The organism is Martinezella sp. CNPSo 3959 (genome assembly GCF_057784355.1).
Genome location: NZ_JBXSOV010000001.1, coordinates 12,338 through 30,020, shown reverse-complemented (window position 1 = coordinate 30,020; position 17,683 = coordinate 12,338). Strand labels below are relative to the sequence as shown.

At 60.0% G+C, this 17,683-nt stretch carries 21 protein-coding genes; 9 read left to right on the top strand and 12 right to left on the bottom strand.

Annotation, left to right across the window (positions count from 1 at the left end; all coding sequences use genetic code 11):
• Positions 1–89: 89 nt before the first annotated feature.
• The 5 genes from AC13RE_RS00225 (at position 90) to AC13RE_RS00205 (ending at position 2,315) form a co-directional block, all read left to right on the top strand.
• Entirely contained in the window at positions 90–317 is a 228-nt protein-coding gene (locus tag AC13RE_RS00225) for a hypothetical protein (RefSeq protein WP_488561568.1), read from the top strand.
• A 12-nt stretch (positions 318–329) separates the two neighbouring features.
• Positions 330–1,271 carry a 4-hydroxy-tetrahydrodipicolinate synthase gene (dapA, locus tag AC13RE_RS00220; RefSeq protein WP_488561567.1) on the top strand — a complete coding sequence of 314 codons (942 nt, stop codon included), beginning with the start codon at positions 330–332 and terminating at the stop codon, positions 1,269–1,271.
• Positions 1,272–1,412: 141 nt separating this feature from the next.
• On the top strand, positions 1,413–1,610 hold the full coding sequence (locus AC13RE_RS00215) for a hypothetical protein (RefSeq protein WP_488561566.1): 198 nt from the start codon (positions 1,413–1,415) through the stop codon (positions 1,608–1,610).
• A 32-nt stretch (positions 1,611–1,642) separates the two neighbouring features.
• On the top strand, positions 1,643–1,912 hold the full coding sequence (locus AC13RE_RS00210) for a hypothetical protein (protein WP_132716421.1): 270 nt from the start codon (positions 1,643–1,645) through the stop codon (positions 1,910–1,912).
• Positions 1,913–2,006: 94 nt separating this feature from the next.
• Positions 2,007–2,315 (top strand): DUF1883 domain-containing protein, encoded by a 309-nt coding sequence (locus tag AC13RE_RS00205; RefSeq protein WP_488561565.1) that lies wholly within the window; start codon positions 2,007–2,009, stop codon positions 2,313–2,315.
• A gap of 32 nt (positions 2,316–2,347) precedes the next feature.
• Here the strand turns inward: AC13RE_RS00205 and AC13RE_RS00200 are convergent, their stop codons facing one another.
• Positions 2,348–3,664, bottom strand: a complete 1,317-nt coding sequence (locus tag AC13RE_RS00200; protein WP_488561564.1) for a replication-associated recombination protein A — start codon at positions 3,662–3,664, stop codon at positions 2,348–2,350.
• Positions 3,661–5,064, bottom strand: a complete 1,404-nt coding sequence (locus AC13RE_RS00195; RefSeq protein ID WP_488561563.1) for a DegQ family serine endoprotease — start codon at positions 5,062–5,064, stop codon at positions 3,661–3,663. The genes AC13RE_RS00200 and AC13RE_RS00195 overlap by 4 nt, the downstream gene beginning before the upstream one ends.
• Positions 5,065–5,239: 175 nt before the next feature.
• Here AC13RE_RS00195 and AC13RE_RS00190 point away from each other — a divergent pair, with 175 nt between their 5' ends.
• Positions 5,240–5,587 carry a lysozyme inhibitor LprI family protein gene (locus AC13RE_RS00190; RefSeq protein ID WP_285172821.1) on the top strand — a complete coding sequence of 116 codons (348 nt, stop codon included), beginning with the start codon at positions 5,240–5,242 and terminating at the stop codon, positions 5,585–5,587.
• Positions 5,588–5,798: 211 nt separating this feature from the next.
• Here AC13RE_RS00190 and ilvD read toward each other — a convergent pair whose 3' ends face one another.
• Positions 5,799–7,637, bottom strand: coding sequence for a dihydroxy-acid dehydratase (gene ilvD, locus AC13RE_RS00185; protein ID WP_488561562.1), 1,839 nt, complete (start codon positions 7,635–7,637; stop codon positions 5,799–5,801).
• Between the two features lie 339 nt (positions 7,638–7,976).
• Between ilvD and msrP the strand changes: the two genes are divergently transcribed.
• Entirely contained in the window at positions 7,977–8,927 is a 951-nt protein-coding gene (msrP, locus tag AC13RE_RS00180; protein ID WP_488561561.1) for a protein-methionine-sulfoxide reductase catalytic subunit MsrP, read from the top strand.
• Complete coding sequence (gene msrQ, locus AC13RE_RS00175; RefSeq protein WP_488562515.1) at positions 8,924–9,580, top strand: protein-methionine-sulfoxide reductase heme-binding subunit MsrQ; 657 nt, start codon at positions 8,924–8,926, stop codon at positions 9,578–9,580. Before msrP ends, msrQ begins: the two co-directional genes overlap by 4 nt.
• 28 nt (positions 9,581–9,608) lie before the next feature.
• Here msrQ and AC13RE_RS00170 read toward each other — a convergent pair whose 3' ends face one another.
• Genes AC13RE_RS00170 through AC13RE_RS00155 form a run of 4 tightly spaced genes read right to left on the bottom strand, consistent with a single transcriptional unit; the run spans position 9,609 to position 13,249 of the window.
• The gene (locus tag AC13RE_RS00170; RefSeq protein ID WP_488561560.1) at positions 9,609–10,499 is read right to left on the bottom strand and encodes an efflux RND transporter periplasmic adaptor subunit; all 891 of its coding nucleotides are present in this window, start codon (positions 10,497–10,499) and stop codon (positions 9,609–9,611) included.
• On the bottom strand, positions 10,496–10,705 hold the full coding sequence (locus tag AC13RE_RS00165; RefSeq protein WP_015339618.1) for a DUF1656 domain-containing protein: 210 nt from the start codon (positions 10,703–10,705) through the stop codon (positions 10,496–10,498). The genes AC13RE_RS00170 and AC13RE_RS00165 overlap by 4 nt, the downstream gene beginning before the upstream one ends.
• Positions 10,706–10,709: 4 nt before the next feature.
• Positions 10,710–12,782, bottom strand: a complete 2,073-nt coding sequence (locus AC13RE_RS00160) for an FUSC family protein (RefSeq protein ID WP_488561559.1) — start codon at positions 12,780–12,782, stop codon at positions 10,710–10,712.
• On the bottom strand, positions 12,779–13,249 hold the full coding sequence (locus tag AC13RE_RS00155) for a MarR family winged helix-turn-helix transcriptional regulator (RefSeq protein ID WP_488561558.1): 471 nt from the start codon (positions 13,247–13,249) through the stop codon (positions 12,779–12,781). Before AC13RE_RS00155 ends, AC13RE_RS00160 begins: the two co-directional genes overlap by 4 nt.
• A gap of 228 nt (positions 13,250–13,477) precedes the next feature.
• Here AC13RE_RS00155 and AC13RE_RS00150 point away from each other — a divergent pair, with 228 nt between their 5' ends.
• Positions 13,478–14,302, top strand: a complete 825-nt coding sequence (locus tag AC13RE_RS00150) for a COG3904 family protein (RefSeq protein WP_488561557.1) — start codon at positions 13,478–13,480, stop codon at positions 14,300–14,302.
• A gap of 55 nt (positions 14,303–14,357) precedes the next feature.
• Here AC13RE_RS00150 and AC13RE_RS00145 read toward each other — a convergent pair whose 3' ends face one another.
• The 5 genes from AC13RE_RS00145 to rpsM all read right to left on the bottom strand — a co-directional run bounded on the left by AC13RE_RS00145 (position 14,358) and on the right by rpsM (position 17,508).
• Positions 14,358–14,765 (bottom strand): ribosomal maturation YjgA family protein, encoded by a 408-nt coding sequence (locus tag AC13RE_RS00145; protein ID WP_488561556.1) that lies wholly within the window; start codon positions 14,763–14,765, stop codon positions 14,358–14,360.
• 171 nt (positions 14,766–14,936) lie between these two features.
• Positions 14,937–15,359, bottom strand: a complete 423-nt coding sequence (rplQ, locus tag AC13RE_RS00140; protein ID WP_015339614.1) for a 50S ribosomal protein L17 — start codon at positions 15,357–15,359, stop codon at positions 14,937–14,939.
• 145 nt (positions 15,360–15,504) lie between these two features.
• Positions 15,505–16,515 (bottom strand): DNA-directed RNA polymerase subunit alpha, encoded by a 1,011-nt coding sequence (locus AC13RE_RS00135; RefSeq protein WP_112337464.1) that lies wholly within the window; start codon positions 16,513–16,515, stop codon positions 15,505–15,507.
• Between the two features lie 103 nt (positions 16,516–16,618).
• A complete protein-coding gene (gene rpsK / locus AC13RE_RS00130; RefSeq protein ID WP_004118426.1) occupies positions 16,619–17,008 on the bottom strand; it encodes a 30S ribosomal protein S11 in 390 nt (129 codons plus the stop codon).
• A 131-nt stretch (positions 17,009–17,139) separates the two neighbouring features.
• Entirely contained in the window at positions 17,140–17,508 is a 369-nt protein-coding gene (gene rpsM / locus AC13RE_RS00125; protein WP_004118424.1) for a 30S ribosomal protein S13, read from the bottom strand.
• Between the last annotated feature and the right edge of the window lie 175 nt (positions 17,509–17,683).

Here is a 17,683-nt window from a genome sequence, read left to right as displayed (position 1 = left end):
TATTTCACTTACGTCTTCGTCCTTAACCCCGAATGGATTTCCTATGGGGCTCGGCTCTACGCTTGCGGTGGAATATGGAGATAGATCCCATGCTCGACACGCAAGCACCCAATCTCACGGAATCCATCCGTGTTCTCGTTCATAACAGCGACGAGAAGCATCATCGCATTCCGGCATCGGCTGAAACAACGAAGAGACCACGTAAGAACCAGCCTCGCTCGCGCCAGGTTCGGGAAAAGCGCACCTTTCAGGCCATGCTCGCCTTCGGCCTGCTGCTCGGCACCCTCGAGCTTTTCATCATGCTGCATTATCTCTGAGATTTCACAGACATGAGTAGACCGACTCTTCGAAGGCGTGTCGGCGGTGCGATCACCGCCCTCGTCACGCCTTTTCGCGACGGCGTTTTCGATGGCGTCGACATGATGGCGCATATCGAGTGGCAGCTGCTGAGCGGGATCGACGGACTTCTCGTCTGTTCGCTGACCGGCGAAAGCCCGACGCTGACCGACGCCGAACGCGTGAGAGCCATCGAAATCTGCATCGAGCTTTCGGAAGACAAGGTGCCCGTCATCGTCGCGACCGGAACCAACGACACGAAGACGACCCTGGAGCAAACGATACAGGCACAGCGCCTTGGCGCAGATGCGGCCTTCGTGACGGTGCCCTATTATTCCAAGCCGACGCAAAAAGGGATCATCCATCATTTCGAGCAGCTGGCGGCGCAGAGCGAGCTGCCCATCATCGTGCATAATCAGCCATCGCATACCGCGATCGATCTCGCTCCGGCAACGATCGCGCGCCTCGCCGAAATCCGGGGGATTATCGGGATCGCCGACGACGGCTGCGATATCTCGCGCATCGATCTCTGGCGACATCTGCTGCCGGAGGGGTTCGGCCTGTTCACATCCAACGACGCCAACGCGCTCGGCTTCACGGCTGCGGGTGGTCATGGCTGCTTCTCCAGTGCGGCCAATATTGCCCCACGCCTCTTTCGATCCATGCAGTATTCGGCCGCGTGCGGCAACATCAGGGCTGCCCGATCCATCGACGAGCGCCTGCAGCCATTGTTCAACGCACTCGTCCGCGAAAGTGAGCCGGCGACGATCAAGTATGCCTTGTCACTAGCCAGAGATATCGAAGCGGAAGTTCGCCTGCCATTGGTCGGCGTCGGCACCGAGACGGCCGCGGCAATCCAGGCGGCAATTGCTCCGTTTCAGCTTGATGGCAGCGGCCGGTTTGCCTCGCGCCATGCCTATCGCCCGGGATTGTGAAATCGCTTCATCCCTATGAGATTTTTATATTTTTGCCGTTCCAGGCAAATGGAAAACCTAGCAGCCCCCTCATAGATTCAACAGCGTAGCACCGGAAATGGTCTTATCGGACCCGTAGTGCTGGTGACACTGAAAGGAACCATGATGTCACGCCACAGGCAAGTCGGCCTATCCGCCGACCCTCTCCAACGCCCTCGCGCCGTCGCGTTTTCGCGCAACGAGCGGCACTTCTCTTCGGACGCATTGCTGGACGGAATTCGTTCCGTCGCTCCGCGCCTCGGCCTTGTTCTCCTGCTCGCCGCCGCCCTGCAAATGGGGCTGCATCTGACCGGACACTGAGTGAAATCGAAGAGATCCAAGAGGAAATAACAATGGCAAACGCACAACATCTTCAACGTCGCTCGGCCCACAGCCCGCTCGCTCCGGCGCCGGCGCGTTTCATCATCGGTCGTGACCGCCGCGGCAGCTGGATCGTTCAGGACCGGCAAGGCCTCGTTGGCGGTCTGTTCCGCAATGAAGCGGCGGCCCTCCACTTCGCCGCCGAGGAATGCAACCACAATCCGGCCGACATCTGCCTGGCACCCGAAGGCGCCATCCTCGATCTGGATGGCTTTACCCCCGCCCCGTCAAACCTGCACTGAACTTGCCCTTGGCAGGCTTCGACAATATCCCGCCGAACGCTTCCTTAACCGCCCCAAGGTAAACTTTCGCGAGATATCCATAGAACAGAAGACAATGTCGAAGCCTGCCTTCCGCTATAGCCACTACGATCTCGGGGAACAACGCGCCGGAACGGTGATCGAAATCACGCTCTCGGCCATTGCCAATGTCAGGCTGATGAACGGCTCGAATTTCGAGCGCTTCACCGAAACGCTGAAGCATCAGTTTCTCGGCGGCGTTGCCAAGAAATCGCCGATACGGCTGGTCATTCCGGAGGCCGGCCATTGGCATCTGGTGGTCGATATGGAAGGTCATAAGAGCCTGGCGGAATCGAGCGTCAAAATGGTGGACAGGGTAACCGTTCCACGCATACAAAAAGCATAGCGGCAATCCATCACCGCCAGGTGATATATGGACTAGCGCTCGCCACGCTCCTTGCGCAGCTTCGCCCACCAATCCAGCCGCTTGCGGATTTCACGCTCGAAACCCCGTTCCGGCGGATCGTAGAAGGTCTGGCGACCCATCTTCTCCGGAAAGTAATTCTGCCCTGAAAAAGCATCCGGCTCGTCGTGATCGTAGCGATAGCCATCGCCATAGCCTTCCGTGCGCATCAGTTTCGTGGGCGCGTTCAGGATGTGTTTCGGCGGCTGCAGCGAGCCGTTCTGCTTGGCGGCCTGGGTCGCGGCCTTGAAGGCCGTGTAGACGGCATTGGATTTCGGGGCGGTGGCGAGATAGACGCAGGCCTGCGCCAACGCCAATTCACCCTCAGGCGACCCGAGATAATCATAGGCATCCTTGGCGGCATTGCAGATGACAAGTGCCTGCGGATCGGCAAGCCCGATATCCTCCACCGCCATACGCACCAGCCGACGGCCGAGATAGAGCGGATCCTCGCCGGCATCGAACATGCGGGCGAGATAATAGAGCGCGGCGTCCGGGTCGGAGCCACGAACCGACTTATGCAGCGCAGAAATCAGATTGTAATGCCCATCCTGCGCCTTGTCATAGACCGGCGCGCGACGTTGGACGATCTTGATCAGCATATCGGGATCAAAAAGCTCGTCCTTGCGCGCGGCACGCCAGACCTCTTCCGCCAGCGTCAGCACCGAGCGACCATCGCCATCGGCCATGCGGATCAGGCTGGCGCGGGCATCCTCCGTCAGCGGCAGCGGCTTGCCCTCCACCGTCTCGGCGCGGCGCAGCAGCTCTTCCAAGCTTTCCTCGTCATGCGAGCGAAACGTCAGGACACGGGCGCGGGATAAAAGAGCGGCGTTGAGTTCGAAGGATGGATTTTCGGTCGTCGCTCCCACAAGAATGACAGTACCGTCCTCCATCACGGGCAGGAAGCTATCCTGCTGGGCGCGATTGAAGCGATGGATCTCGTCGACGAACAGCAGGGTCTGGCGACCATCCATGCGGCGCAGACGTGCCGCCTCGAATACCTTTTTCAGATCGGCAACACCGGAAAAGATCGCCGAAATCTGTTCGAAGGCGAGGCCTGCCTCGCCCGAAAGAAGCCTCGCGACCGTCGTCTTGCCGGTGCCTGGCGGCCCCCAGAAGATCATCGATCCCAGTGAACCCGCTTCGATCATCCGGCGCAGAACGCCATCCTCGCCGGTCAGATGTTCCTGACCGGTGACTTCGGCCAATGTTTGCGGCCGCAGGCGATCGGCGAGCGGCCGCTTGTTGGCGACCTCCTCCGGTATCCGCGGCGCAAACAGGTCATTGCTCATCGGAAGAACTGCCTGATACGCTGGCCGTCACGCTCGATCTCGACGCGCCAGAAGCTGGGGTTTGACGTGACGGTCTTCTGAAGGATTTCCGTGGTGTTGATCGCGACGCCATTGATGGAAATGACGATATCGCGAGCGGCAAATCCAAGCCTGTCGGCCGGCGAGTTCTGCTTCAGGCTCTCGATGACGACGCCCGTGGAATCCGGCGGCATATGCAGATCGTCGGCAACGCGCGGCGAGAGATTGGCAACGGTCGCGCCGGAGAAAGGATTGTTGCCGTCGATCACCCGCTCGTCGCGCGGTGTGGATTCGGGCGCCGCGGCCAGCGTCATCGTGGCCTGATGTTCCTTTCCGTTATCCAGCACCGTCAATGCCACCGTCACGCCGAGACCGGCCGTCGTCAGGCGATAGCCGAGCGCATCGGGATGTTCGATGGAGATGTTGTTCAGCGCCGTGATCACTTCGCCGGGCTTGAGGCCGGCCCTGGCAGCAGGGCCACCGTCGACCACCTTCGTTACCAACGCACCGCGCACCTTGTCGAGGCCAAGCGCTTCGGCGACGTCCGATGTCACCGGCTCGAAGGAGGCGCCAATATAGGGGCGCTCGAAGGCCTTGTCGCCGCGATCGGCGGCGGCGAGGAAGACCTTGACCAGATTGGCCGGAATGGCGAAGCCGATACCGTTGGAGCCGCCCCCCTGGGAGAAGATCGCCGTATTCAGCCCGATCAGCTCGCCGGTCATGTTGACGAGCGCGCCGCCGGAATTGCCGGGGTTGATCGAGGCATCGGTCTGGATGAAGAAGCCAACCTCGTTCTTGACCTGGTTACGGGCGAGCGCAGAGACGATACCGCTCGTGACCGTCTGGCCCACGCCGAAGGGATTGCCGATCGCAAGCACGAGATCGCCCACTTCGATGCCATCGGAATTGCCGAGCGGCAGAACCGGAAAAGCCTCGTTCTTCGACTGGATCTTCAAGACGGCGAGATCGACGCGGTCATCCTTCAGAACGACCTTGCAGGGGAATTCGCGGCCGTCCGAAAGCGCGATCTTGATATCGTCAGCGCCATCGACGACGTGGTTGTTGGTGATGACGGTGCCATTCGCCTCCACGATGACGCCGGAGCCAAGCGAAGACTGCTTCTCGGTGCGATTCGGCATGCGCTGACCGAAAAACTGCTCGAAGAAGGGATCGCCAGCGAAGGGCGACTGACGCTGCACCACACGCTCGGCATAGACATTCACCACGGCGCCGGAGGTCTGCTTGACCAGCGGAGCGAAGGAAAGCTGCATCTGCGTCTGGCTTTGCGGCAGCGTCTTTGCCGTCTGGGCCTCAGCGGAAAGCGGCATCGCCATGGCGAGGGCAATCATCGAAACGGCAGTGCGCTTCAGGAGGACATGCATGGAAATTTCCCTTTTTAATTCTCTTTAAACAACGTTGTAGCGCCCGACGCTAGAAAGAAAAGAGGGCGGAACCATGAAGCATAAATGGAAGTTGGCGACGATAAAAAACAGGCTCGCTGAACAAAAACATGCTGTCATGCATTTCGCGTTGGGAATCGTCAAAAGGGAACCAGACATGCGATTAAACCATCTTGCCGCTGCCACTTTCCTCGTCTCGCTGGGCATGGCCGGCGCCTCTCACGCCGCCAGCTTCGATTGCGAGGCGCAGAACCTGAAGCCGGACGAGAAGACGATCTGCGATGTGAGGGCTCTCAACGATGCCGACGTGAGAATGGTGACGACCTTCGACCTGCTCTCGGGGCTGCTTGCCATGGGTGCGCGTGGCACAATGCAGGACCAGCAGACCGAATGGCTGAAGAAGCGGCAGGCCTGCGGAGCGGATGTGGCGTGCCTGACCTCGTCCTATCAGGAGCGCCAGAAAGAGCTGAACGACGCCTACAAGCAGATCAATCGACCGCTGTAAGAGCTTGGTTTGAATGGCTTAAAGGTTTTCGCTGAGATGTCCCCTCGCCCCGCCTGCGGGGAGAGGGCTAGGGCGAGGGGCAAGCGGAACGACAGCCAAACTCCGCCGCTGCGATAAAGCTCGAAAGCCCCTCATCCGTCCTCTCGCGGCCGAGCTCCGCTCGACCGCTCAAGTCCACCTTCTCCCCGCTGTGCGGGGCGAAGGGGCTTATTTATTTGCCGCCAAGATCTCTGACCGCGCCGCGGTCCGCACTGGTCGCAAACGCAGCATAGGCCTTCAACGCCGTGGTGACGTTACGCTTACGCACTTCGGCCGGATGCCAGCCCTTGGCGTTCTGCGCTTCGCGGCGAGCGGCAAGTTCCTTGTCATCAACGCGCAAGTTGATGGTGCGGTTCGGGATGTCGATGTCGATCATGTCGCCTTCGCGCACCAGGCCAATCGTACCGCCATTGGCCGCTTCCGGTGAAGCATGGCCGATCGACAAGCCCGAGGTGCCACCGGAGAAGCGGCCGTCGGTGATCAGCGCGCAGGCCTTGCCGAGGCCCTTCGACTTCAGGTAGCTCGTCGGATAGAGCATTTCCTGCATGCCGGGGCCGCCCTTCGGGCCTTCGTATCGGATGACGACGACATCGCCGGCCTTCACTTCGTTGCTGAGGATGCCCTTGACGGCAGCGTCCTGGCTTTCGAAGACCTTGGCCGGGCCGGAGAACTTCAGGATCGATTCATCGACACCGGCCGTCTTCACGATGCAGCCGTCAAGCGCCAAGTTGCCCTTGAGCACGGCCAGGCCGCCATCCTTGGAAAAGGGATGCTCGACGGAGCGGATGACGCCCTTCTCACGGTCCGTATCGAGTTCATCCCAGCGGGAGCTCTGGCTGAAGGCAACCTGCGTCGGAACGCCGCCCGGAGCCGCGCGGAAGAATTCGCGTACGCTTTCGCTGTTGGTACGGGTGATATCCCAACGGTCGATGGCGTCGCCGAGCGTTTCGGCGTGAACCGTCGGGCAATCGCGGTTGATGAGGCCGCCCTTATCGAGCTCGCCGAGAATCGACATGATGCCGCCTGCACGGTGCACGTCTTCCATGTGAACGTCGCTCTTGGCGGGCGCAACCTTTGACAGGCACGGGACGCGGCGCGACAGCGCGTCGATGTCGGCCATGGTGAAATCGACCTCGCCTTCGTGCGCGGCGGCCAGAATATGCAGAACCGTGTTGGTGGAGCCGCCCATGGCGATGTCGAGGGCCATGGCGTTCTCGAAGGCCTGCTTGGAGGCGACGGAGCGCGGCAGGATGGATGCATCGTCCTGCTCGTAGTAACGGCGGGCGAGGTCGACGATCAGGTGGCCGGCCTCGACGAAGAGGCGCTTGCGATCGGCGTGGGTGGCGAGCGTCGAGCCGTTGCCCGGCAGCGACAGGCCGAGCGCTTCAGTCAGGCAGTTCATCGAATTAGCGGTGAACATGCCCGAGCACGAGCCGCAGGTCGGACAGGCGGAGCGCTCGATGACCTGGACGTCTTCATCGCTGATCTTGTCGTCGGCCGCGGCAACCATGGCGTCGACGAGGTCAAGCGCGACCTTCTTGCCATGCAGGACGACCTTGCCGGCTTCCATCGGGCCGCCGGACACGAAGACCGTCGGGATATTGAGGCGCAGCGAAGCCATCAGCATGCCGGGGGTGATCTTGTCGCAGTTTGAGATACAGACCATGGCATCGGCGCAATGGGCGTTGACCATGTATTCGACGCTGTCGGCGATCAGCTCGCGCGACGGCAGCGAATAGAGCATACCGTCATGGCCCATGGCGATACCGTCGTCGACGGCGATGGTGTTGAATTCCTTGGCAACACCGCCGGCCGCCTCGATCTCGCGGGCAACGAGCTGGCCGAGATCCTTGAGGTGAACGTGACCGGGCACGAACTGGGTGAAGGAGTTGACCACCGCAATAATGGGCTTGCCGAAATCGCTATCCTTCATACCCGTCGCGCGCCAAAGGCCGCGCGCGCCGGCCATGTTGCGGCCGTGGGTGGTTGTTCTGGAACGATAAGCTGGCATGGTGTCTTCCTCGTCATCCTGGAATTTGTGCGGCGTCAGGCATGGGCCAAGGGTTTTAGGCCGCAGGGGCGCCGGCAACTCCGCTTTTTGGAATTGTCCTAATCCAATCGTGCAGTACTGTCACTATCAACTCAAGCGAATCCGGTACGCTGCCGGGCAAGGGCCGCGTGCGGACAAACAAGTCGCTCGACCAAAGTTGGGAGCGGAACAGGCCGATCGCAAGCGCACACAAAAAGTTGCTTTCACTTCCAAAGAAATGCCTGCCTAAGAGTGTAACAAAACCTGTGTCCGTTGCGTATCGCTCATATCGAAGCTGCTATCGCATAAAGGAATTGTTCCATGGCCGCCTATCGCCCGCCGAAAATCGCATCCTCCGAGATTACCCCCCGCTCGATCTATGTAAAGCGTCGCGAGTTCCTGACGGCTGCAGCAGCTGGCATCGGCATGGCCACGATCGGCGGCAAGGCGGCGCTGGCCGAGGCGCTGACGGCGACCAAGAGCAATTATACCGTTGATGAGAAGCTGACGCCGCTCAAGGATGTTACCACCTACAATAACTTCTACGAATTCGGCCTCGACAAGGCCGATCCGGCCAACCTCTCGGGCAAATTCAAGCCACGTCCCTGGACAATCAAGGTCGACGGTATGGTCAACAAGCCCGGCACGTTCGATGTCGATGCCTTGATCAAGGAATTTCCGCCGGAGGAGCGTGTCTATCGCATGCGTTGCGTCGAAGCGTGGTCGATGGTCATTCCCTGGAACGGCTTCCAGCTCTCGGCCCTGCTCGACAAGGTGGAACCACAGGGCAGCGCCAAATATGTCGCCTTCGAGACCGTGGTGCGGCCGGCAGAAATGCCGGGGCAGTCGGGCCTCCTGCAATCCCTGAACTGGCCCTATGTCGAGGGCCTGCGTCTGGATGAAGCGCGCAACCCGCTGACGCTGCTTGCCGTAGGTCTCTATGGCGAGACGCTGCCGAACCAGAACGGCGCGCCGATCCGCCTCGTCGTGCCCTGGAAATATGGCTTCAAAGGCATCAAGTCGATCGTCCGCATCACGCTCACCGACAAGCAGCCGCTGAACACGTGGCAGGCGACGAACAGCCAAGAGTACGGCTTCTACGCTAACGTCAATCCGGCCGTCGATCATCCGCGCTGGAGCCAGGCGACGGAGCGGCGTATCGGTGAAGGCGGCTTCTTCAGCTCCAACCGTCACCCCACCCTGCCCTTCAACGGCTATGCCGATCAGGTCGCCAGCCTCTATAGCGGCATGGATCTCAGGGTGAATTTCTGATGGCCCTCTCCTTCGCTCTGCCCAAACGCTGGCAACCCGCCTCCGTCTGGGCGCTCTACTTTGTCGGGCTTTTGCCGGCGGCCTGGGAATTCTATCTCGGCGCAACGGATCAGCTCGGCGCCGATGCGGTGAAGACCTTCGAGCTCTTCCTAGGCCTGTGGGCGATCCGTTTCCTGCTGCTGACGCTTGCGGTGACGCCGCTTCGCGATCTCTTCGGCTGGAACTATCTGCGCTATCGCCGCGCGCTCGGCCTGCTCTGTTTCTATTACGCCCTGATGCACTTGACGGTCTATATGGTCCTCGACCAGGCGCTGGACGTGCAGGCGGTCGTCAATGACGTCCTGAAGCGGCCCTTCATCATGTTCGGCATGGCGGGGCTCGTCATGCTGCTGGCCTTGGCCGTGACCTCGAACAATTTCTCGATCAAGCGTCTCGGCAAGAAATGGATCTGGCTGCATCGCCTCGTCTATATCATCGCTGCCTGCGGTGCTCTGCACTTTGCGCTATCGACCAAGGTGCTGTCGGTGGAGCAGTTCATCTATATCGGCCTGCTGATCGCGATGATCCTCTACAGATCCTACCGGCCGATCATGATGGAAAGGCGGCGGGCAGCGCGTAAGCCGGCTGCCGCGTCGAGTTCTAGAGCGGCCTGAAGGCGGCCGCCCTGCCTTTAAGCGAAAATCATTCCGCAGCGCTGGCGATTTTTGCCTGGCCCTGCTCCTGCACCTCGACGGTTGCCGTCAGGCCGGCGATCAGCTTCGTGCCATCGGGAACCTTGTCGAGCGCGACGCGCACCGGCACGCGCTGCGCCAGTCGCACCCAGCTGAAGGTCGGCGTGATGTTGGCAAGCAGGCTGCCGGAGGTTCGCTCACGGTCCTCGATGCCATAGGCGATGCTTTCGACGTGGCCGGTCAGCTTTTCAGTCTGGCCCATCAGATGGATATAAACCTCGTCACCGATATGAATGCGTGGCAGCTTGGTTTCCTCGAAATAGCCTTCGACGCGAAGGGAATCGCTGTCGATCAGCGCCACTTTGGCGGTGCCGGCAGAGACATAATCACCCGGACGCAGGCTGAGGTTCGAGATCGTGCCGTTGACGGTGGCGCGAACCTCGGAGCGGTCGAGATTGAGCTGAGCGAGTTCGCGATTGGCGCTCGCCTGACGAACGGCGGCTTCATCCTGCTGCACGGTAGTCAGCGCCTGCTCCTTCTGTTGCAGGGAGGCGGCATCGCCGAGACGCGCCTGCCGCGCGCTTTCACGCTGGGCCTGTTCGAGAGCCGCCTTGCTGCTGGCAAGCGCCGCATCTGCCTGTTCGAGAGCGATGGCAAAGCGATCGCGATCGACGCGGAAGAGGACATCGCCTTTCCTGACGGTCTGATTGTCCTTGGCGAGAACCTCGCTCACCAGGCCGGAGACGTCAGGCGCGATGCCGACGACATCGGCCCTGAGGCGCGCATCGCGCGTCCAGGGCTCGTCCATGTAATGGCCCCAGAGGTGACGGCCGACATAGACAGCGGCAATAACAAAAATGAGTGTGACGGCGACACGGCCGATGAGTTTTAACGCGTTCATGTGAAGTACCAACGAGAGACTGAGGAGACGGCGCCGAGCAGCAGGACGTAAAGCGCGAGATCGAAGAGACCGCGATGCCAGACCAGAGTGTAGACTCCGATCCATGCGAGCAGGCGTCGGAGGATGATGACGACAAAGAGCGTCAGGAGCATGAGGACGAGAAGGCGCGGGATATAGACGCCATAAAGATCGAATTCTGCGGGCATGATATTACTCGGCGGCAATAGGATGAGGTTGCGTTGTATCGGCGACGGGCGGTCGCCAGCTCGCCGGCGGTTCGGCATGTGGGAAGAGCGCCCGGCGAAGGCCGACCAACGCATCAAGGCTCGCTCGAGCGGAATCTCGCTTCTCCTGCGCGACGGCTTCGAGGCTATGGTCGATTGACACACGCAGTTCGTCGGCCGGATCCATAGCCCGTCTTGCCTTCAGCCGCGAACGATAAAAATCCGACACGCCGATGAGCACTTCGCTGACGGACGCGGCGGCAGCCGGTTTCAGCTGGCCGCGCTCCTTCTGCAGCATCAGCACGTTGAAGCCGAGGCGGACATCGGCATAGCCATCGACCTTCTTCAGTTCGCGGTCCTCGATGCCCGCAAGGCGGGGCACGAGTTGGCCCAGGCGGTCGAGGATGCGGCCGGAGAGCCGTTCATGATCGGCGCGACGGATACCGGCAGCAGTCTCGGCCAGATCTCTCCAGCCGGCCCGCACCAGCCGCCAGGCGGCCAGCTCCGAACCGAAAGGACGGGTGAGCAAAGTCCAGACCAAGGCGAAGCCAACACCGGCCAGAGCGGCGATCGCACTGTTGGTGAAGCTGGCGAAATCGGCGGTGTAACGATCCTGCAGCGCGATGAAACTTGCACCGTTTACCGCCAGCAGCATGCCGAGCATGTTGGTTTGCGGGCGGGTAATCAGCAACCCCATCACCAGGAAGGGCGGTGCAAAGACCAGCACCAGCATCTCGAAACCGGAAATCGACGGCAGCACCATGAAGATATAGATGCAGGCGATAACCAGGCTCACCGCAGTCCAGATGAACATGGTGGTGATGAAGGGCGCGGGACGATCGAGCGCGGCGAAAAACGAGCAGGCAACGGCCACCATGGCGATGAAGCCGGCACCATCCGCCCAGCCGGAATAGATCCAGAAGAAGCAGGCAACGGCAATCCCGGCGATGACGCTACCGGCAGAGAAGGCAAGCAGAGCGTAATCATAATGCCTGCTGCGACCGACGACATTGCGGTAGCGGAATGCCGGGCGCCAGGTGCCGACCTGCTGTCCCGAGACGATCTCAGCGCGCAGCGTCAGGCAATCCTGCCACAAGTCGACAATTTCCTTAAGGCGAGCGAGCGCGCTCGACCGGACGAGATCGTCCCAACCGATATCGAGGTCGTCCTCCTGCAACTTCTCGATCTTCCGCGACAAGGTCTCAGCGGTCTCATCGGCCCTACTACGACCACCCTGCCTCAGCCAGTCGGCCACCTCGTTCAAAACAACGACCAATTCCTGCGGTAACGGCTTGCCACCGGCCTTCAAGGCGTGCAGGCGGTCGGCAAGAGAGGAAAAGAGGGGCAGCAGCATCAGCAGGCGGCCGCGCAGCTCGCGCGAATGCCTGACGATGTCGCGGCTGCCAGCATCATAGCGCAACTGGCTGATGACGAGATCCAGGCCGGAAACGTCGGCGGCGAGCTTCTGCCGCTTAAGGGGAGTTGCGGGCGAAGCACCCTCGCCGCGCAGGATCTCGTCTGCCCAGGTGCCGGCGTCATCCAGCCAGGAGCCTATGCGCTGGCCGAGCACGGTGCCGACGCTGCTCGGAAAGACGACGGCGCTGACCACGCTTGCGCAGACGATGCCGATAATAATCTCCTCGGAGCGGGCAAGTGCCACATCGAAAATGGTTTCGGGCGAGCCGACGGTCGGCAGCGCGATCAGCGGCAAGGTATAGCCGGCCAGCATGAAGACATAGCTGCGCGAGGTACGGTCGAGCATCGAGATGAACAGCAAGGTGCCGGTCCACAGCGCTACAACGATCGAAAGCAGTTCCGGCGCGTTGACGAAGAGCGGGATGAGGATCACCGATGCGGTGGCACCGATCAGCGTGCCGAGCGCGCGGTAAAGCCCCTTGGAGCTGGTTGCGCCGGCAAGAGGATTGGCGACCACATAAACGGCGGCCATCGCCCAATAGGGACGCGGCAGATCGAGCGATAAGGCGATGAACAGCGCCATGATCGCAGCAATGAAGGCTTTGACGGAAAATAGCCACTCGCGCCAGGATGGAATGCTCATGAGACCTTCTCCGGCTCCGGTTCGGTGGCCTTGGATGCCTCAAATTCCTCGAAAGCCTTCAGGACGCGAACCGCAGCTTCGATATCCGCAGGGTCGACATTGGCAAGGATCTTGCCACGCAGCTCATCAAGCACGTCTTCCATACGGGAAGCCAGCTTTTCGCCCTCAGGCGTCAGCCACAGGCCCTTCGCGCGCCGATCCGTAGGATCATCCTTGCGGATGACAAGTTCCATGCTTTCGAGCTGATCGATCAACCGCACTAGAGACGGGCCTTCGATACCGACACAGGTGGCGAGCACCACCTGCCGCACGCCTCCCCCCAAGCGGCCGATCCAAAGCAGCGGCGCAGCCACCGCCTCCGATATGCCATGGGAGCTCAGCGCAAGATCGACAGCCCGGCGCCACTGGCGGCCGGTGGTCAGCAGATTGGCTGTAAATATACGTTGCAGGGTGTTTGACGGGTTCATGAGAACCTATTAGCACTAAACTAATTAGGATTCAAATTATTACCATCAAAATCGCCATCCCAAATGGGGAATGCAGCTATGCAAATATCGAGAGCGGCACGGTAACCGGCCGAGATCGCAAGCGACCGATGGTTTCGTATGCCATATCCCCAGCTGCCCGCTTCTAAAAAAGGCTGTATGAATGAAGGCGAGGCAATAGCAATTATTCCGCCACCTCTGGAGCTTTTCATGGCAATACGCTTGAGCTTTCCTGCAGCTCTTTGGCTGATCACCGCAGCCGTTTTTCTGTTCGTGATTGCCATTGCATCTGCAACAGAAAGCAAGGACACCCCCGAAGAGCGACCGATGAACTTCGCGTTGGTCAAGAACGGCAATTGCCAAGAAAGCTGTGTCCAATGGATATCTGCCGAAGGCAAGATAACTGCTGAGACGCCAAAACGATTTAAAAAGCTTTTGAAGGATCTTGGAGGCAGAAAACTTCCCGTAGTGCTTCAGTCTCATGGTGGAGACGTAGCAGCCGCGCTCTCGGTTGGACACATGATCCGGACTGCCGAACTAGACACTGTGGTAGGCAGAACACAGTTGAATGGCTGTCCAATGCTTGATCCGCGCTGCACGGAAAAGATCATCAAGGATGGATGGTCTGAAGGTGAAGTTCACGTCGGAGGGGCATACTGTTTCTCAGCTTGCCCATTCGTCTTGTCGGGAGGCAGGGCACGGGCTGCGGCTGCTAACGCGTATGTTGGCGTTCATCAGCTTACAAACGGCCCAAGTCACCAAGAGACGGGAAGACGAAGGCTCGATGTGATATCGACGAAAATCGATCCAGAGCTGACTCGGAAGCTTGCCATCTACCTTGATGAAATGGGCGTCAGCAGTAATGACGTCTTCGCCATGATGGGATTAGCGACTCCAAACGGTATCTACTATATCCAGAGCGCCGAGGCGCTCAAATCCCACGTCATTACGAAGGTCTTCTCGTCCACTGACGAACCGGGCTATGTTGTCCGAGGAACCGGTGTTAAAACATCCGCCGCGCCCAACGAGTTCTGAGTGGCCCCATCGCCTTCAGTATCCGAGGGTATTGACTTATCTGGGGTTTTGACTTTCACAACTGTCTGGGCTTCAACAATGCGCAATCGAGCGCCAGCACCAGCGCAATGCCGGCGGCATAGGCGACGATATTCCAGGGCGAGAACACCCTGCCCAGCAACAGGGCTCCGGCGGCAGTCAATCGAAAAGCATCGAGATCAGGCGTATGCCACAGTCTGAAAAACTCGACGGCGACCGCGATGAGCAGCGCCGCCACGGCAATCCTAAAACGCCCCTGCGACACGAAGATTGCCGCCAGGAGCCAATAGACCATTGCTCCCCACAATAATGAGCCGCCATATTTGACGACCACGAAAGGCAGATTGATCGCATAACCATAGCGCCGCAACGCGAGACCGCTGGCGATGGTCACCAGCAGCGCCACGACCAGAAGCAGCCTCCCGCGCATCAATTTTCGCTGCATGTCCCACCGCGCTCCCTATCTCCGATACGCTCGAGTCAACTGCGCCTCAGCAACGCCGCTTGCGATACTCCAAAGCGCTCAAGGAGAACGAAAGGCGTCTCCCGTCGTACAAACGACAAAAGGCCGGATGATCGCTCATCCGGCCTTTTATATCTAATCCAAAGCTTAGCCTTAAGCGGCTGCGGCTTCTTCTTCAGCGGCAACGCGAGCCTTGTCGGCTGCGCCCTTGGCATTGACGTCGCGATCAACGAATTCGACGACTGCGAGAGCGGCATTGTCGCCCTGGCGGAAGCCGGCCTTCATGATACGCAGGTAGCCGCCGTTCCGGGTGGCGTAGCGGGTTGCGATCGCATCGAACAGCTTCGAAACGACAGCAGCGTCGCGGATCTGCGAGATGGCCTGACGACGAGCGTGCAGGTCGCCGCGCTTGCCGAGGGTTACCAGCTTCTCGACGATCGGACGAATTTCCTTCGCCTTCGGGAGCGTGGTGACGATCTGCTCATGGGTGATGAGCGAAGCCGCCATGTTGGCGAACATCGCCTTACGGTGGCTAGCGGTTCTGTTCAGCTTGCGGCCGGCTTTACCGTGGCGCATGGCTATTCTCCTTCACTTGCAGGCATCGCTCGCCTGCAGTTTGTTGGGCACATGCCCCGCTCCGATTCCCGGCGGAGCGAAAGGTGCATGCGCAGTTTAAGATGCTAAGGCCAGCTTTAAGCGCTCCGCCGGAGCGCTTGCGGCCTTAGTATTGGTCTTCGTAACGCTTGGCGAGATCTTCGATGTTCTCGGGCGGCCATGCCGGCACTTCCATGCCGAGGTGCAGGCCCATGGAAGCGAGAACTTCCTTGATTTCGTTCAGCGACTTGCGACCAAAATTCGGCGTGCGGAGCATTTCTGCTTCGGTCTTCTGAATGAGGTCGCCGATGTAGACGATGTTGTCGTTCTTCAGGCAGTTTGCCGAACGAACGGACAGTTCGAGTTCGTCCACCTTCTTGAGGAGCGCCGGGTTGAAAGCGAGTTCGGTAACTGCTTCCTCTTCGGTTTCCTTCTGCGGCTCGTCGAAGTTGACGAACACGCCAAGCTGATCCTGAAGAATGCGGGCCGCGAAAGCGACTGCATCTTCACCGCTGATCGAACCGTCGGTTTCGATCGACATGCTCAGCTTGTCGTAGTCGAGAACCTGTCCTTCGCGGGTATTTTCAACCTTGTAGGACACCTTCTTGACCGGCGAATAGAGGCTGTCGACCGGGATGAGGCCGATCGGAGCATCTTCCGCACGATTGCGCTCGGCGGGCACATAGCCCTTGCCGTTATTGACGGTGAATTCCATGCGGATTTCGGCACCCTCGTCGAGCGTGCAGATGACATGCTCGGGGTTGAGGATTTCGATATCGCCGACCGTCTGGATGTCGCCAGCCGTTACTACGCCTGGGCCCTGCTTGCGGACGACCATGCGCTTGGCATCATCGCCGTCCATCTTGATGGCGATTTCCTTGATGTTCAGCACGATGTCCGTCACGTCTTCCCGGACGCCCGGGATAGAGGAGAACTCATGCAGCACGCCGTCAATCTGCACGGCCGTTACAGCGGCGCCGCGCAGAGAGGACAGCAGAACGCGGCGCAGCGCGTTGCCGAGGGTAAGACCGAAGCCACGCTCCAGCGGTTCGGCCACGAGCGTTGCCTTGGTGCGGCCGCTCGAGGTGAACTCGACCTTGTTGGGCTTGATCAGTTCCTGCCAGTTTTTCTGAATCATGTTTTTGCCTTCCGTTCGTTGCCACCATCCAATCGTGGCAACCGAGCTTGAGTAACACCAAACCGGGCGCATCTACCCCGGCCGGTGTCGTGAGTGGCGATGATCAGACGCGACGCTTCTTGCGCGGGCGGCAACCATTGTGCGGGATCGGGGTCACGTCGCGGATCGACGTGATCATGAAACCAGCAGCCTGGAGGGCGCGCAGAGCGGATTCACGACCGGAGCCCGGACCGCAAACTTCAACTTCCAGCGACTTCATGCCGTGTTCCTGAGCCTTCTTGGCGCAGTCTTCGGCAGCGATCTGGGCAGCGAACGGGGTCGACTTGCGCGAACCCTTGAAGCCCTTGGCACCAGCGGACGACCAGGCAATAGCGTTGCCCTGCGCGTCGGTGATGGTGATCATCGTGTTGTTGAAGGTCGAATTGACGTGTGCGACGCCCGACGTGATATTTTTACGCTCGCGACGACGAACGCGTACGGCTTCCTTGGCCATGTTAGTCCTTTCTTGGATCTCTGCACCGCCGTAATACCAGCGGCTACACCGAAGCGGCACCCATGGAGCACCGCTTCAAACTCAAAAGAGGCCGGCGGACCGCCAGCCTCCCAAATCCGGTTGCCCGGAAATTACTTCTTCTTACCAGCGATCGCCTTTGCCGGACCCTTGCGGGTGCGGGCATTGGTGTGCGTGCGCTGGCCACGAACCGGCAGGCCACGGCGATGACGCAGACCACGGTAGGAACCCAGGTCCATGAGACGCTTGATGTTCATCGCGGTTTCGCGACGCAGATCACCTTCGACCTGATAGTCACGGTCGATGGTTTCGCGGATCTGCAGAACTTCAGCATCCGTCAACTGGTTGACGCGACGCTCGGCCGGAATACCAACCTTCTCGCAGATTTCCTGTGCAAACTTCGGTCCGATCCCGTGAATGTAACGAAGCGCAATAACTACGCGCTTTGCAGTCGGGATGTTGACGCCAGCGATACGAGCCACGCCTGTTCTCCTTGCATTCCTTTTGCCTTGGCAAAGGGTCTTGTTATGCAGCCCGGGAGCTGCTTGTTCGATGTGTGTCCGCCACATGTCAAAACGACCGTGCTCGGACTTCCCGTTGGAAATCCGCGCCGATCGCATAGCATGTCGCGAGTTGGCGCGGTGTTTAGCGGAATCA

Excerpts from the sequence above, each read along its gene's own strand:
- AC13RE_RS00195 (WP_488561563.1), bottom strand. The coding sequence starts at position 5,064 with ATGCATGTCCTCCTGAAGCGCACTGCCGTTTCGATGATTGCCCTCGCC.
- AC13RE_RS00145 (WP_488561556.1), bottom strand. The coding sequence starts at position 14,765 with ATGCAGCGAAAATTGATGCGCGGGAGGCTGCTTCTGGTCGTGGCGCTG.
- AC13RE_RS00150 (WP_488561557.1), top strand. The coding sequence starts at position 13,478 with ATGGCAATACGCTTGAGCTTTCCTGCAGCTCTTTGGCTGATCACCGCA.
- AC13RE_RS00200 (WP_488561564.1), bottom strand. The coding sequence starts at position 3,664 with ATGAGCAATGACCTGTTTGCGCCGCGGATACCGGAGGAGGTCGCCAAC.
- AC13RE_RS00160 (WP_488561559.1), bottom strand. The coding sequence starts at position 12,782 with ATGAGCATTCCATCCTGGCGCGAGTGGCTATTTTCCGTCAAAGCCTTC.
- AC13RE_RS00155 (WP_488561558.1), bottom strand. The coding sequence starts at position 13,249 with ATGAACCCGTCAAACACCCTGCAACGTATATTTACAGCCAATCTGCTG.
- AC13RE_RS00165 (WP_015339618.1), bottom strand. The coding sequence starts at position 10,705 with ATGCCCGCAGAATTCGATCTTTATGGCGTCTATATCCCGCGCCTTCTC.
- msrP (WP_488561561.1), top strand. The coding sequence starts at position 7,977 with ATGGCCGCCTATCGCCCGCCGAAAATCGCATCCTCCGAGATTACCCCC.
- AC13RE_RS00135 (WP_112337464.1), bottom strand. The coding sequence starts at position 16,515 with ATGATTCAGAAAAACTGGCAGGAACTGATCAAGCCCAACAAGGTCGAG.
- AC13RE_RS00170 (WP_488561560.1), bottom strand. The coding sequence starts at position 10,499 with ATGAACGCGTTAAAACTCATCGGCCGTGTCGCCGTCACACTCATTTTT.
- dapA (WP_488561567.1), top strand. The coding sequence starts at position 330 with ATGAGTAGACCGACTCTTCGAAGGCGTGTCGGCGGTGCGATCACCGCC.
- rpsK (WP_004118426.1), bottom strand. The coding sequence starts at position 17,008 with ATGGCCAAGGAAGCCGTACGCGTTCGTCGTCGCGAGCGTAAAAATATC.
- AC13RE_RS00190 (WP_285172821.1), top strand. The coding sequence starts at position 5,240 with ATGCGATTAAACCATCTTGCCGCTGCCACTTTCCTCGTCTCGCTGGGC.
- AC13RE_RS00215 (WP_488561566.1), top strand. The coding sequence starts at position 1,413 with ATGATGTCACGCCACAGGCAAGTCGGCCTATCCGCCGACCCTCTCCAA.
- AC13RE_RS00205 (WP_488561565.1), top strand. The coding sequence starts at position 2,007 with ATGTCGAAGCCTGCCTTCCGCTATAGCCACTACGATCTCGGGGAACAA.
- AC13RE_RS00225 (WP_488561568.1), top strand. The coding sequence starts at position 90 with ATGCTCGACACGCAAGCACCCAATCTCACGGAATCCATCCGTGTTCTC.
- ilvD (WP_488561562.1), bottom strand. The coding sequence starts at position 7,637 with ATGCCAGCTTATCGTTCCAGAACAACCACCCACGGCCGCAACATGGCC.
- rplQ (WP_015339614.1), bottom strand. The coding sequence starts at position 15,359 with ATGCGCCACGGTAAAGCCGGCCGCAAGCTGAACAGAACCGCTAGCCAC.
- AC13RE_RS00210 (WP_132716421.1), top strand. The coding sequence starts at position 1,643 with ATGGCAAACGCACAACATCTTCAACGTCGCTCGGCCCACAGCCCGCTC.